This window comes from uncultured Desulfosarcina sp., assembly GCF_963664155.2.
GTDB lineage: Bacteria > Desulfobacterota > Desulfobacteria > Desulfobacterales > Desulfosarcinaceae > Desulfosarcina.
The window spans coordinates 5,277,953-5,292,597 of record NZ_CAXXXH010000001.1 but is presented as its reverse complement, the minus strand read 5'-3'; the positions used below and the strand labels follow the sequence as shown (position 1 = coordinate 5,292,597).

Sequence of the window (14,645 nt, the reverse complement as noted above, 5' to 3'; positions counted from 1 at the left end):
GCTATGAGCCGAGAGCTTTTTAAAAGATAAAAAGGCATCAGGCAGCCTCGGCGAAAGGATGGGGCAGACCGTAATAAACCTCATCCGGGGTTCTGTCGTCAAGAGCCGAATGGCCCCGTTCGTGATTGTAATAATCGAGCCACCGGCCCAGACCCTGCCGCAGCGCCTTACCGGTGTCGAATGCGTGCAAGTAAATGTATTGGTGTTTGAGGGTCCACCACAGCCGCTCGACGAATATATTGTCCTGGCAACGACCCCGACCATCCATACTGATGGCGACCTTGTTATCGATGAGAACCTTGGTGAACGCGTTGCTGGTAAATTGAGCCCCTTGGTCGGTATTGAAGATTTCCGGTGGCTCATAGCGGCTCAACGCCTCTTTAAGGGCATCGATACAAAAGGCGCTGTCCAGGGTGTTGGATATCCGCCAGGCGAGCACCTTGCGGCTGTGCCAGTCCATGATCGCCACCAGATACATGTACCCACTGGCCATGGGGATGAAAGTGATGTCGCTGGCCCAAACCTGATTGGTGCGACTGATGGTCATACCCCTTAGCAGATAAGGATATACCTTATGCTGGGGATGGGGGCGGCTGGTCCGCGGTTTGGGATACACCGCCTCGATACCCATTAATCGCATCAGCCGCTGAACCCGTTTGCGATTGGCTGTTATGCCCTGACGATCCAGCTGGCGGCTGATCGTTCGGCTGCCCGAGGATGGATTGGTAAGATACAGTTCGTCGATCTTGCGCATCAGTTCCAGCTCTTCTTGGCTTATGGGTATGGGTTGGTAGTAATAGGATGACCGGCTAAGATCGATTAGTTCACACTGCCGGGAAACGCTCAGCTGCCGATCCAACGGATCGATCATGGATTTACGCTGTTTGCGATTCAGCTGCTGAGCTTGCGTGCTAAAAAATCGTTTTCCACCTTGAGTTGACCGATCTGGCGGTACAGTTCGGCGGTTTGGGCATCGGCCTGTTTTCTGGATCGGTGGCTTTTATCGAAGATATCGGCTGCACCGTCGAGCATCTGCCGCTTCCAGGTGGAAATCATGGTGGGGTGAACACCAAATCGACTGGCCAACTGTGCTGCGGTTTCTTCGTTCTGAATGGCAGCCAGAGCGACCTTGGCTTTGAACTGTGGACTGTGTGATTTGCGCTTGTTACCCATCGTCAGATCCTCCTCATTTTTGGTCTGACTCATAGCTTAGCACATTGTCCAGTTTTTGGGGTCCACCGCCAGGTGTCGGCCGGATCTATCAGCAAACGGTGGTCGATACCTATTCGTCGGTGGCCTTTGCCAAGCTGTATACGGCCAAGATCCCCGTCACCGCTGCCGATACGCTCAATGACCGTGTGTTGCCTTTCTTTGAGGAACACAATGTCCCTGTATTGCGGGTATTGACGGATCGGGGAACCGAGTTTTGTGGCAGCCTGGATAAACACCCTTACGAGTTGTTCCTGCAACTCAACGAAATCGACCATACCAAAACTAAGGTCAGAAGCCCTCAAACCAATGGTATTTGCGAGCGTTTCCACCAAACCGTGCTGAATGAGTTCTACCGTGTGGCATTTCGAAAGAAGCTGTATCGTGATCTTGAGACTTTACAGATCGACCTGGATGAGTATATGGACGAGTATAATACAAAACGAACCCATCAGGGAAAACGCTGCAAAGGTCGTACGCCAATGGAAACATTCATTGAAGGCAAGCAGCGATATAAAGAAAAGAATCTGGAAAAAATAAATGCTGCATAACTGTCGTTGACACATCCAGAAGGTTTCTGACCACTGTCAACTCAAGTTCCGTTCAGGACACTTCATCTCCCAGCTTCCTCTCTTCCCAAATTCGCTCCTGACTCCTTAATTCTGACTCCTTTCTCCTGCCCTTCCCCATTCGACGTTCGATGTTCGACGTTCATCTGTAAACTTCACAACTTCCGCGTTTCCTATCGTCTATCGTCTATCGCCCACAGCCTATAGTCCATAGCCCATAGCCCATAGCCTAAAGTTGTTACCCCTCTGCCTTGATAAATTCCACAAAGCGGGGATAAAAAGCATTGATGAAATCCACGGCTGATTTTTTCACATCCGCGTACGGTGAATCCTCAAATGGCACAGCCACGCGCACAAAGGCATGCTGCTCGTCATTGTTGACCAGCTTGTTGTAGGCCATGTCGATTTTGTTTTTGTAGACCTGCGTGTTGGTAAGCAGGTGGGACTGGTACCAGTAGAGAACCAACTCTCTCTCACGCCCAAATGAAGTGACGATCTCTTCATAGTTGATTGTGTAAGGACCTGTTTCCAGGGTCGCGATGACCGGCTTGCTGTCAACTTTCCACCCCTGGGCAGGGTAGCAAACCAGAGGAGAATGCGCCCTGTAGGCTTTGTCTGCCGAATAATAGTAACCGATATAGAGGTTGGGTTTATTGCCGTCGCGCTTAAAGTTGGCAAACACGTAGTCGTCCAGTTGCAGCATCTTCACGTGATTGTCCGCCATCCACACAAAGCCCAGGTTTTCATAACCGTCAACATGCCTGAAATATTCTGTGAGCGGCGGTTTTTCCTTAATTTCCGTGGGCTGGTTAAACCCGTAGACAAAAATGCAGGTGGCCAGGAAAAAACCGATCAGGACAGTCAGCTTAAATTCGATCTTGTTTCCCACAGTTCCAATGCTTTCTGTAGTAGAAATAGAATCAACAGGGCGATGGTGAAAATTGCCAGCCCCATCACCGTGTGCAAGGTTCCTTCGGTAAGGTCCAGCTTAAAAAAGTGAAACAGGAGAATCATGGATACCACGCGGATGATATTCACTAAAATGGCCGTCGGCACGCTGGCGGCAACCAATACCATTTTTGAAACCGGCCGCCTGAGGATAAAATAGCCCATGATCACACTTAATGTCAGCAGGGCGATCATGGAACGCAGTCCGCTGCAGGCCTCCACCACCTCGAAGGTCTTTTGCGGGATGGTCATGACGTTGCCCTCCCTGAATATGGGCACACCGAGCAACCGGATAACCACCTCGCTGATTTGAGAGACCTTAAGCTGAAGGGGAAAGGTAAGCTGAATATACAATTGCTCCGGCACCGGAATGAGCATGGCAAGAAGAATAAGCGGCGTGAACAACACCTTTACGGCACCTACCCCTGCAAGGTAAATGATTGTGCCGATCACGGTCATCAGCATGGACAGGGCAATAACCGTTCGGACCTGTGTTAACAGGGCGAACATGAACAGGGGTGTCGAAACGGCAAGGATCAATAATCCTATAGACGAAAATCGAACCGGATTATCGACCAGCGCAGCACGCTGGGTCCAAACCATATATCCAATGATCGGCAGGACCAATAAGGCGTGGGCATATTCATCCGACTCCAGCCATACTTTCCCCAAGATCTCAAAAATCGGTGCATAGCCGGCAACAAAGAGGGTCAGGGCAATCAACGCCAATAGGGTCGACTTTCGTTTGATGATATCAGTGGAGATTCTCATAGAGGTGATTTGATCCGTGTTTAGCATTCAAAATGATATAGGGGGTTTTGGGAGGCGTTGTGGCGTTAGGTTGACCTCGGCACACCGTCACCAACCCGCATCGATACATCCCGGCACATCAATACCCCGGCCCATTTATAATATTTACTGAACCGGAATTTCATCACCGTGCCTCGTACCCTCGATCTTTGTTTACTATCATTTGGGCAGTTACCATTCTCATACTTCGTGCGAGTTATGGTCAATAGTTGTGTATGGAAAAATTAGGCGGCGATCCGATTCTCTTCTATTCCATTCACAAATCTGACTCCTTTTATTACTTCTGCCAAACGTTCAGGATGGTGCAGCTTTATCCATCTTCCCTCTGCACATTGACAAAGCTTAAACGCCATCGTGGTGACAGTGGTGGCAGAAAAACATCCCCTGACCTTTGCCGTTCTTAATCGGACAGTTGCGAACGTCGATTCGATGGGGTTGGTCGTTCGAATGTGCCGCCAATGCTCGGCAGGAAATTCATAAAAGGTTAACAGGGCCTCCCGGTCCTTTCTTAAACACTGTACGGCTTTCGGATACTTCGCCTCGTATACCTGAACAAAGTTGTCAAAGTGACGTTCGGCGTCATCTTTGGTGTCAGCATGCCAGATCTCATGAAGTTTCTCTTTGGCCTTGGGCTGGATGCTCTTTGGTATTTTGTTGAGAACATTGGCCGTCTTGTGAACCCAGCATCGCTGCCAGCGGCTGTCAGGATATACTTGGGAAATGGCTTTCCAGAAGCCAAGGGCACCATCGCCTACACATAGCTTAGGGCCGATCTCAAGCCCTCTGGATTTGATATCCATTAATAGCTGTGTCCACGACAGTTCACTTTCCCGGAAACCTCCATCGATGGCCACCAGTTCTTTTTTGCCGTCACGGGTGGCACCGATAATAACCAGTAGGCACTGTTTGTCATCCATGCGTACGTTGCAGTGGATACCATCGACCCAAAAGTAAACGTAATCCTTGCCTGACAAGTTGCGCTTTTGCCAATCCTGGAAATCCTTCTCCCAGCCCGTTTTCAAACGGCTGATGGTCGGCGCGGACAACCCTGGGGCACCTTTTCCAACCAAAGCTGCCAGTGCTTCGGTAAAATCACCCGTGGAAATCCCTTTCAGGTAAAGCCAGGGAATCAGTTGCTCAAGGCTTTTCGTTTTACGAAGATAGGGCGGCAAGATGGACGAGTTGAAATAAACCCTGTCTGAGGACTGACCCGATCGATCCCGAACCCGTGGGGCTTTAACCGGAACCGGGCCGATCCCGGTTTGAATCTCCCGTTTTGGCAAATAGCCGTTTCGAACAACCCGTTGCCTGCCCAGTTCGTCAACCAGGTCTTTGTATTGATGAACAAAAATTTCGATCTCGGCCTCCAGCGCCTGGGTTAACAACTTTCTGGCTCCCTGACGCAAAATATCGGTGATCGGGTCATCCACAAAGACATCTGGTTTTTTCAGCTTGATTAAGTTATCTTTACTCATGGTGTGTGTATCCTTTCCAATTGTTGGCCGGTTGAATGCCTCGTAAACAGTCAACCGGGGGATACACCACCTACTTTCCTAAACACAACTTTTGATTATAGCTCACTTCGTGCAACGGTGATTCTTTTTCCAATATCTTGCCAATATTTTTCAAAATATTTAGTTGAAAAATGCGCTAAAATAAAGGTTACTCCAAATAGTAGAGGCCTCTTTAAATATTTTATCAACCTGTCCCCTTCACCAAACCATGTGTCTGCTAAGACACCGTGAAATATGTATAGAGCGTAAGAAATACTTGCTATGTAATACAATGGCGAACTTTTTAATAGAACCTCAAATTTGCCCTTTTTATTTGTAAAAAGAGTTGACCCAACTAATAACATTGCAAAATATGGCCGGAAAAATCTAATCATACCAAACTTTGGATGTGCTGAAAGTAGTAAAAGTGCTAAAAGTAGTAAAGGATTCCAAAATCCAATTATTTTTCTTAAATTTCTATGTCTACTATGATAGATTTGAGCTAATATGCAACCGGCGAGTATTTCATCAATTCTATAATATGTATTTATGGCTATTTCAATATTATGATAGATCCGAAATAATGTTATAAATAGGCAAAGAATTGGTATAAGATAGAACGCTCTTTTTTTAATAAGACTAACTAATATTGCAATGAATAAATAAAATTGTACTTCAACGCATAAGCTCCAAAAGTGGGATGTTATTTCCACTATTCCCATTGGTGGCCAGTTGGCATAAAAAAATAAATTTGAGAACCATTGATGGGTAGTGGCACCTTTAAAAATGAAAGTAATTCCTATAACCAGCCAAGCTAATGGAAAAATACGCATGATACGTCTTACCAAAAAACTTATTACATCCTGGTTTTTAATTAAGATGTTAGCGATCAAAAAACCTGACAATATAAAAAATAAGGCCATACCAGTAGTCGCGATGGCCCCATTCATTTGCCAAATTTTTGGCCCTAATGGAAGCAAATGGCCAGCTAATACAAAAGAGATGCTAATGCCACGCCAGCCATCTAAAACTTGGAATCTTTCACTCATAAGTCTATTGATATATATCTTTTTAACAAATGTTTAAAACTCCGTTATTACCCAAATCGGTATACCAATTTTTAAAATGTTTTTTTCTGCTTTTACGGACTCGACGAACTGGGAGGTGGACCCCATCGGCTGGACAGCCTGAGGGGTAGAATAAGCTATGAGCCGAGAGCTTTTTAAAAGATAAAAAGGCATCAGGCAGCCTCGGCGAAAGGATGGGGCAGACCGTAATAAACCTCATCCGGGGTTCTGTCGTCAAGGGCCGAATGGCCCCGTTCGTGATTGTAATAATCGAGCCACCGGCCCAGACCCTGCCGCAGCGCCTTACCGGTGTCGAATGCGTGCAAGTAAATGTATTGGTGTTTGAGGGTCCACCACAGCCGCTCGACGAATATATTGTCCTGGCAACGACCCCGACCATCCATACTGATGGCGACCTTGTTATCGATGAGAACCTTGGTGAACGCGTTGCTGGTAAATTGAGCCCCTTGGTCGGTATTGAAGATTTCCGGTGGCTCATAGCGGCTCAACGCCTCTTTAAGGGCATCGATACAAAAGGCGCTGTCCAGGGTGTTGGATATCCGCCAGGCGAGCACCTTGCGGCTGTGCCAGTCCATGATCGCCACCAGATACATGTACCCACTGGCCATGGGGATGAAAGTGATGTCGCTGGCCCAAACCTGATTGGTGCGACTGATGGTCATACCCCTTAGCAGATAAGGATATACCTTATGCTGGGGATGGGGGCGGCTGGTCCGCGGTTTGGGATACACCGCCTCGATACCCATTAATCGCATCAGCCGCTGAACCCGTTTGCGATTGGCTGTTATGCCCTGACGATCCAGCTGGCGGCTGATCGTTCGGCTGCCCGAGGATGGATTGGTAAGATACAGTTCGTCGATCTTGCGCATCAGTTCCAGCTCTTCTTGGCTTATGGGTATGGGTTGGTAGTAATAGGATGACCGGCTAAGATCGATTAGTTCACACTGCCGGGAAACGCTCAGCTGCCGATCCAACGGATCGATCATGGATTTACGCTGTTTGCGATTCAGCTGCTGAGCTTGCGTGCTAAAAAATCGTTTTCCACCTTGAGTTGACCGATCTGGCGGTACAGTTCGGCGGTTTGGGCATCGGCCTGTTTTCTGGATCGGTGGCTTTTATCGAAGATATCGGCTGCACCGTCGAGCATCTGCCGCTTCCAGGTGGAAATCATGGTGGGGTGAACACCAAATCGACTGGCCAACTGTGCTGCGGTTTCTTCGTTCTGAATGGCAGCCAGAGCGACCTTGGCTTTGAACTGTGGACTGTGTGATTTGCGCTTGTTACCCATCGTCAGATCCTCCTCATTTTTGGTCTGACTCATAGCTTAGCACATTGTCCAGTTTTTGGGGTCCACCGCCCTGCGGATAGAAGGCGTGAATTGAATAACTCAACTTTCCGGGTTAGGCTTTAAAACACTCATTTTAGCTCAAGTTAGATCAACTCATGATCATGCATTGTTCTTTTTATACGATTAGCATTTAGCATAAGATCGAATTCATTTTCGATACGTTTTCGAGCAGCTCTTCCTAAGTTTTCCATTCGTGATCTGTTATTCGCCAAATCTATCAATTCTTTGGCCAGCGCATTTTCGTCGCCGGGGGGAATCATGATGCCGGAGTGATTGTGTTCGATGAGTTCTCTGATCGGTTCAAGATCCCCAGAAATTACACAGCGGCCAAGGGCCATGGCCTCCATCAGCGCAACCGGGATGCCATCTCGATCGCCTGAGTGGGTGATACGACAGGGTAGTGCAAATACATCCGACTGTTCAATAAGTTTCATTACAGCATCATTGTCGATACTGCCTGTCAACTCGACCTTTGTAGCCGGTGACAGGCCATTTGTCATCGCCAGCAATTTATCCTTCTCCGGCCCATCACCAACGATTGTGTACTTCATTGGAGGACCTCCGCATTTTCCTATTTTTTCTGCGGCGGAAATGAGGATATCGATTCCTTTCTTCTCGACCAAACGACATACACTCAGCACATGAAGATGCTTCTTAAGCGGTGGAAAAGCGGCTTTGTATTTTCTGGTGTCGATACCACAACGGATGATAGGATAATCCGTGTCTGGCCTTTTAACAATTGATCTATAGAAATCCCTGTGCCAATAGCTGATACAGTTGATAAATAGTGCTCTTTTGAGTTTCTCCTTGAGCAAGGTCCGTTCTGGAAAAATATCCACCGCATGTCCTGTGAAGCTGAAACGGATTCCAAGCTGTTGCGCAGCAAACATTGCAATGGTTGTCGGCACATGTGCCATATGGGAATGGATGTGGCCGATATTTAAATGGCGAATGCGCCTCACCAGCGCTAATGCTGCCAATCCCTGATAGATTACTTTGTGTTTGCGACGCACGGGGACTTCCGCTGAAAATAACGAACAGAACGTGCATATAGCCATTGTCGTTATTGATTTGATTGGAAAAGCCATCACCTCGGCAATAGCATCCTTTAGAAGGACAAAAACTTTTTTTGTATAGATGCAATTGGTTGACTGTGCAATTTGATCTAACACACCACCATTATCCAACCCATGAACGGGTGGATGCACCGAAGCGGTATGGATATCAAGACCCAGCTCGCGCAGCGCTATAATCTCTCGATAAACAAAGGTTTCGGAAAGTACGGGAAGAGTCCCGGACATATATAGGATTGGAACAGGCCGTTTAGTCATATTTCTGAAAATTTCGGAGGTGCCGAAGGATCCCAGCGAGCAGCCCCATCTTGATTAAGAGTGACGGTGGCACGCTTTTTCCCGTTTAACAGGCAGGACCATTGATATTTGCGAAGAAATATCCTGAATTCTTTATCTTTCATTCGTTCTTTTCGGCATAGATAGCTTTGAATATATCCCAACCACATTGCCAAGCCACCAATGATCAAAGGGGGGCGGGTCATCCGATACAGCGCAGATGCCGTCATGTACACGAAATCCGTCCCCATATAGTACTGCCCATATCCATGACGCATTCTTCCGCTAACAATATTTTTTTGACTTGATCCCATGGGCCGCAAATGAATAAAGCGCAACTCAGGCTCATCCCAACTGCAAGCGATCCAACCTAATATTCGGCAACGGTGTCCGTCGATTCCATCCCACATGACCTCGCGGACAAAACCGCCTATTTGTTTAAAACATTCAACACGGTAAAATTTGCTGGCCCCGATGGCATTTTCATCACCGCATTTTTCACTGACAAGTTTTCCGCTGCCTGAGTCTACGTAATAGGGCTTACCACTGCATGTACCAAGGCGAGGATTTTCCGCCATCCGCTGAATAAGAGTCTTGAAATAGTTGGGAGGCAATTCAAGGTCCAGGTCAAGCTTGCAGATAAAATCGAATTTGTCTGCATTTATGGCTCGATAACCTTCGTAAAAAGCCTCGATGACACCTGGCCCAACGCTGCGATGCCCCCGGTCATCACGCCTGACAATCTTGATAAAGCTATGACGGTTGGCATATTCGGATAATATCCGGGGAGTATCATCGGTGGACCCATCATCAACAATAACCCATAACGTAGGTCTCACTGATTGCGCAATGACGCTATCCAGCGTATGCCGCATGAATTCCGCCTCGTTGCGGCAGGGTGATACTATAACATAACTATTATTTTTCATGGAAAAGTAGAGGAATGGGTAGAGTGGATTATGATCAATCCGATATTAGGTGGATTTAATCAGCAAACTCAAAAAGATCAATCCATCTTATCGACAGATACCGTTAAAGCGGTTTGTTTTCCTGAAATATGCACAAAACTGACAACACTGAACTGTATGAGGACGGACTTGACTTGACACCTTGCTAAAAAATGGGTGGTCAGATACCTTCTGGATTGTCGCCAAACAATCTAAAACAGGAGGCACATCATGACCACCCAAGACAAAATCGCAAGAGCTAAACTCAGCATACTGGAACTGGCCGAATACCTCAAGAATGTTTCCCAGGCCTGCCGCATCAACGGCGTTTCCCGCCAACATTTCTACGACATTAAAAAAGCGTATGAAGAGCACGGCCTTGAAGGCCTCAAGGATAAAAGCCGGCGCAAGCCGTGTATCAAAAATCGGGTTGCTCCTGAAATTGAAGCGGCCGTGATCAAAATGGCATTTGAATATCCGGCTTATGGTCAGGCACGAGCTGCCAATGAACTGCGTAAAGAGGGCATTCTGGTGTCATCCGGCGGTGTTCGAAGCATCTGGATTCGGCACGATCTGGAAACTTTCAAAAAACGTCTGGCATCGCTTGAAGAGCGGGCAGCCAAAGAAGGCATTGTTTACACCGAGGCCCAATTGACGGCGTTGGAAACAGCCAAGCGCAGTCGGGAATCTCACCCGGATGAAATCGAAACCCAACATTCGGGTTATCTGATCAGCCAGGATACCTTTTATGTCGGGTATCTGAAAGGTGTCGGCCGGATCTATCAGCAAACGGTGGTCGATACCTATTCGTCGGTGGCCTTTGCCAAGCTGTATACGGCCAAGATCCCCGTCACCGCTGCCGATACGCTCAATGACCGTGTGTTGCCTTTCTTTGAGGAACACAATGTCCCTGTATTGTGCGGGTATTGACGGATCGGGGAACCGAGTTTTGTGGCAGCCTGGATAAACACCCTTACGAGTTGTTCCTGCAACTCAACGAAATCGACCATACCAAAACTAAGGTCAGAAGCCCTCAAACTAATGGTATTTGCGAGCGTTTCCACCAAACCGTGCTGAATGAGTTCTACCGTGTGGCATTTCGAAAGAAGCTGTATCGTGATCTTGAGACTTTACAGATCGACCTGGATGAGTATATGGACGAGTATAATACAAAACGAACCCATCAGGGAAAACGCTGCAAAGGTCGTACGCCAATGGAAACATTCATTGAAGGCAAGCAGCGATATAAAGAAAAGAATCTGGAAAAAATAAATGCTGCATAACTGTCGTTGACACATCCAGAAGGTTTCTGACCACTGTCAACTCAAGTTCCGTTCAGGACAACTGAACACATATGCTAACTTATTGTATTTTTTAAATTTGGAGCTGTATAGTGTAGTTTTGCTATCCCGCTCCTATATTGGCTGGCAATTAATTTCAGGCAGATGGCGGTGGACCCCAAAAACTGGACAATGTGCTAAGCTATGAGTCAGACCAAAAATGAGGAGGATCTGACGATGGGTAACAAGCGCAAATCACACAGTCCACAGTTCAAAGCCAAGGTCGCTCTGGCTGCCATTCAGAACGAAGAAACCGCAGCACAGTTGGCCAGTCGATTTGGTGTTCACCCCACCATGATTTCCACCTGGAAGCGGCAGATGCTCGACGGTGCAGCCGATATCTTCGATAAAAGCCACCGATCCAGAAAACAGGCCGATGCCCAAACCGCCGAACTGTACCGCCAGATCGGTCAACTCAAGGTGGAAAACGATTTTTTAGCACGCAAGCTCAGCAGCTGAATCGCAAACAGCGTAAATCCATGATCGATCCGTTGGATCGGCAGCTGAGCGTTTCCCGGCAGTGTGAACTAATCGATCTTAGCCGGTCATCCTATTACTACCAACCCATACCCATAAGCCAAGAAGAGCTGGAACTGATGCGCAAGATCGACGAACTGTATCTTACCAATCCATCCTCGGGCAGCCGAACGATCAGCCGCCAGCTGGATCGTCAGGGCATAACAGCCAATCGCAAACGGGTTCAGCGGCTGATGCGATTAATGGGTATCGAGGCGGTGTATCCCAAACCGCGGACCAGCCGCCCCCATCCCCAGCATAAGGTATATCCTTATCTGCTAAGGGGTATGACCATCAGTCGCACCAATCAGGTTTGGGCCAGCGACATCACTTTCATCCCCATGGCCAGTGGGTACATGTATCTGGTGGCGATCATGGACTGGCACAGCCGCAAGGTGCTCGCCTGGCGGATATCCAACACCCTGGACAGCGCCTTTTGTATCGATGCCCTTAAAGAGGCGTTGAGCCGCTATGAGCCACCGGAAATCTTCAATACCGACCAAGGGGCTCAATTTACCAGCAACGCGTTCACCAAGGTTCTCATCGATAACAAGGTCGCCATCAGTATGGATGGTCGGGGTCGTTGCCAGGACAATATATTCGTCGAGCGGCTGTGGTGGACCCTCAAACACCAATACATTTACTTGCACGCATTCGACACCGGTAAGGCGCTGCGGCAGGGTCTGGGCCGGTGGCTCGATTATTACAATCACGAACGGGGCCATTCGGCCCTTGACGACAGAACCCCGGATGAGGTTTATTACGGTCTGCCCCATCCTTTCGCCGAGGCTGCCTGATGCCTTTTTATCTTTTAAAAAGCTCTCGGCTCATAGCTTATTCTACCCCTCAGGCTGTCCAGCCGATGGGGTCCACCTCCGATTATTTTAAAGTTTATTCGCGATGGCGTATTGTTACACCGCTATTATAAAATCGTTCAGTCTTATCTCTCAAAATACTTCCCAAGTATAACGCTTGCTTAATTTAATTGACTACTGTTAAATTGGCAGGTGCGTTAATTATAGAGTTCTCTATCGGATTTGCCAGTGATGGATTTTCATAAAATCCTGCTCTGATCCAGGCATTGACCGCATCGGCCTCAAGCCGAGGATCCCAACTAAATCTATCTTGCGCCCGCATAGCGGTGATAAAACCCTCAATCGTCGCAGTTCCACCGATACTTCCCATGTATGTATCGACATCGCGGGTGTTATCTGGAAATGAAACCTGCGTAATATTCGAATCATCACTTGTTGCCGATGCCCATTCTGAATCGGTTTTGTTAACACCTATCAAACGAAATCGAGTACCATCGGATTTGCTACTGTAGAATTGATTTCCCGAAAAGACAGTGTCGCCAAGATCGTATTCAGCATTCACTGTATAACCGCTGTTGGTTGGTATCTGAATTTTATTATTTTGGAAGGTTACTCCGGATATATTTACCCCCTTAGCATCATCAAAATTTAAACCTTCGCAGTTTTGCAAATTGTAAATAACATTGCCACTGACGGTAACGTCCTTTTGATAATCAAACAGATTAATCCCGTGCCCACTTAAAGAACTGTTCTCCTGGTTGATAAGAAGGTTGTTTGCGATGATTCCTGTATCAACGCCACCATAATCTAGATACCACGACAGCGTTCTGTTTGTCTGCTGGCTTCTGCCGATATTGCTAAAGACGTTGTTAATAATACTTACATTTTCCCACTGCCAGTCACCTGGATTAGATTCGGTAGTCAGGGAGAGCCCCACTTCATTATCTAAATACAAATTATTATCGACTTCTACACCAACCCCACCTTTTGTGGAATTAGATTTGATTAGTGAGCCTATGCTGGAGGCCCTCATTAAAATGTTGTTTCTGAAAATGCCGCTTGGAAAATCGGCGGCATAAATATTATGATTAAAAACAGTAGCTTCTCCGATACCACCACTACCCGCCTGAGAATACCAACCGTTATGATCGAAAACGCATCCTTCGAAATAGATATCGAAGCCTCGTACAAAAGCTCCTTGGGCATGCGATGCCCCGCCAGAATAATTATCCAGAAGGATACATCTGCGTACTTTTAAATTTTCTATCGTGCCATCATATGCCTGAATGTTGAGCCCGTCTGCATAAAAGCGGAACTTGCACCCTTCAAGCAGGATATTTTTTAAAACAGCGTTTGAAGTCATTGTTAGAAAGGAAACTCCGCTGACGTTGCTGCCGCTAATATACCCAAAGTCCATTGGATTTCGGGTGTAGGAGTAAAAATCCAAACCAAAAACGGCAACATTGCTTCTGAGCCATGAGTTTAAGGCGGTGGTTTTGGCCGATGTTTTTATGGTCGGAGAATTACCGGATGCTCCATAGGCTCCGATTACAAACGGTTCGGTGGAACTACGCCCATTTCGGATAGAACCATTAATATCTTGTGTGAAAGTCTCTCCCCGCTTAAATAATATCCAGTCTGGATAACCGTTGCGAGCGTTAGCGTATGCAGCAGCATAGGTAGCAAAAGCTGCCTCATCACTCGGGTTGAATGAATCTGAAAAAGATGTGCTGTTATAAATTTGGCCTGTAGAATCATTGCCTGATGCGGAAACGTACATAATGCGGCTATCGGAGGATGGCGTAAAAATTGTCCAGCCCTGTGCATTTTTTGGCAAATTTGTTTGTGCCGCAATAGCAGACCCAATAAAAAATAATATTGAAATGGCAACCAATAGCATGTTTTTTGTTAAATCTTTTTTCATCAATTTTACCTCTGCCCCAAAAAGAAGATTTCCCCGAAAAGTGTCTAACCAATGGAAAATCAGATGATTTGTTGCCAAACTGTTCAACTCTTTTTTTCAAAAATAACCATCATGGATTAAATAAATGTATTTAGTTGACTCTACGAAGAACTGTATAGCAATTAGAGGTCAAACTGGGGTTTATTTATAGCAATTTTCGGGCCAGTTTTTTAAGGATATATGTTGGGCGATAAACCATAGGTTCTTTTATACATATGCCAAAGGACTTAGTACTTATCCGTAAATAAAG

At 46.9% G+C, this 14,645-nt stretch carries 10 protein-coding genes and 2 pseudogenes; 3 read left to right on the top strand and 9 right to left on the bottom strand.

The window, feature by feature from the left end:
• Positions 1–37: 37 nt before the first annotated feature.
• Positions 38–1,173, bottom strand: a protein-coding gene (locus tag ACHZBS_RS24190) for an IS3 family transposase (protein ID WP_319405970.1) whose coding sequence is annotated in 2 segments (ribosomal slippage) — positions 38–894 and positions 894–1,173 — 1,137 coding nt in all. Because the reading frame shifts where the segments join, the coding sequence is not laid out codon by codon here.
• Positions 1,174–1,244: 71 nt separating this feature from the next.
• On the opposite strand from ACHZBS_RS24190, the pseudogene ACHZBS_RS24185 reads away from it, so the two are divergent.
• A pseudogene (locus tag ACHZBS_RS24185) lies at positions 1,245–1,760 on the top strand (integrase core domain-containing protein); the annotation flags it as partial.
• 256 nt (positions 1,761–2,016) lie between these two features.
• Here the strand turns inward: ACHZBS_RS24185 and ACHZBS_RS24180 are convergent.
• From ACHZBS_RS24180 to ACHZBS_RS24150, 7 genes are all read right to left on the bottom strand, one after another.
• Positions 2,017–2,667, bottom strand: coding sequence for an exosortase C-terminal domain/associated protein EpsI (locus ACHZBS_RS24180; protein WP_319409047.1), 651 nt, complete (start codon positions 2,665–2,667; stop codon positions 2,017–2,019).
• Positions 2,640–3,497, bottom strand: coding sequence for an exosortase/archaeosortase family protein (locus ACHZBS_RS24175; protein ID WP_319409046.1), 858 nt, complete (start codon positions 3,495–3,497; stop codon positions 2,640–2,642). The genes ACHZBS_RS24180 and ACHZBS_RS24175 overlap by 28 nt, the downstream gene beginning before the upstream one ends.
• Positions 3,498–3,760: 263 nt before the next feature.
• Entirely contained in the window at positions 3,761–5,011 is a 1,251-nt protein-coding gene (locus ACHZBS_RS24170; RefSeq protein ID WP_319407407.1) for an IS256 family transposase, read from the bottom strand.
• A 95-nt stretch (positions 5,012–5,106) separates the two neighbouring features.
• On the bottom strand, positions 5,107–6,078 hold the full coding sequence (locus ACHZBS_RS24165; protein ID WP_319409045.1) for an acyltransferase: 972 nt from the start codon (positions 6,076–6,078) through the stop codon (positions 5,107–5,109).
• A gap of 191 nt (positions 6,079–6,269) precedes the next feature.
• A protein-coding gene (locus ACHZBS_RS24160) for an IS3 family transposase (protein ID WP_319405970.1) occupies positions 6,270–7,405 on the bottom strand; the annotation gives its coding sequence in 2 pieces (ribosomal slippage) (positions 6,270–7,126 and positions 7,126–7,405; 1,137 coding nt in all).
• A gap of 143 nt (positions 7,406–7,548) precedes the next feature.
• Positions 7,549–8,796 (bottom strand): glycosyltransferase family 4 protein, encoded by a 1,248-nt coding sequence (locus ACHZBS_RS24155; RefSeq protein ID WP_319409044.1) that lies wholly within the window; start codon positions 8,794–8,796, stop codon positions 7,549–7,551.
• Entirely contained in the window at positions 8,793–9,743 is a 951-nt protein-coding gene (locus ACHZBS_RS24150) for a glycosyltransferase family A protein (RefSeq protein ID WP_319409043.1), read from the bottom strand. Before ACHZBS_RS24150 ends, ACHZBS_RS24155 begins: the two co-directional genes overlap by 4 nt.
• 249 nt (positions 9,744–9,992) lie before the next feature.
• Between ACHZBS_RS24150 and ACHZBS_RS24145 the strand changes: the two are divergent.
• Together ACHZBS_RS24145 and ACHZBS_RS24140 are read left to right on the top strand one after the other, a co-directional pair.
• Positions 9,993–11,044, top strand: a pseudogene (locus tag ACHZBS_RS24145) (IS481 family transposase).
• 234 nt (positions 11,045–11,278) lie between these two features.
• Positions 11,279–12,414 (top strand): IS3 family transposase gene (locus ACHZBS_RS24140; protein WP_319405970.1). Its coding sequence is split into 2 segments (ribosomal slippage): positions 11,279–11,558 and positions 11,558–12,414, totalling 1,137 coding nucleotides; the frame shifts between segments, so codons are not numbered across the junction.
• Positions 12,415–12,598: 184 nt separating this feature from the next.
• Here the strand turns inward: ACHZBS_RS24140 and ACHZBS_RS24135 are convergent.
• Complete coding sequence (locus tag ACHZBS_RS24135; RefSeq protein WP_319409042.1) at positions 12,599–14,356, bottom strand: hypothetical protein; 1,758 nt, start codon at positions 14,354–14,356, stop codon at positions 12,599–12,601.
• Positions 14,357–14,645 lie beyond the last annotated feature (289 nt).

What these genes read in the sequence shown, in the direction of transcription:
- ACHZBS_RS24175 (WP_319409046.1), bottom strand. Translation starts at nt 3,497, where the DNA reads ATGAGAATCTCCACTGATATCATCAAACGAAAGTCGACCCTATTGGCG.
- ACHZBS_RS24170 (WP_319407407.1), bottom strand. Translation starts at nt 5,011, where the DNA reads ATGAGTAAAGATAACTTAATCAAGCTGAAAAAACCAGATGTCTTTGTG.
- ACHZBS_RS24165 (WP_319409045.1), bottom strand. Translation starts at nt 6,078, where the DNA reads ATGAGTGAAAGATTCCAAGTTTTAGATGGCTGGCGTGGCATTAGCATC.
- ACHZBS_RS24155 (WP_319409044.1), bottom strand. Translation starts at nt 8,796, where the DNA reads ATGACTAAACGGCCTGTTCCAATCCTATATATGTCCGGGACTCTTCCC.
- ACHZBS_RS24150 (WP_319409043.1), bottom strand. Translation starts at nt 9,743, where the DNA reads ATGAAAAATAATAGTTATGTTATAGTATCACCCTGCCGCAACGAGGCG.
- ACHZBS_RS24135 (WP_319409042.1), bottom strand. Translation starts at nt 14,356, where the DNA reads ATGAAAAAAGATTTAACAAAAAACATGCTATTGGTTGCCATTTCAATA.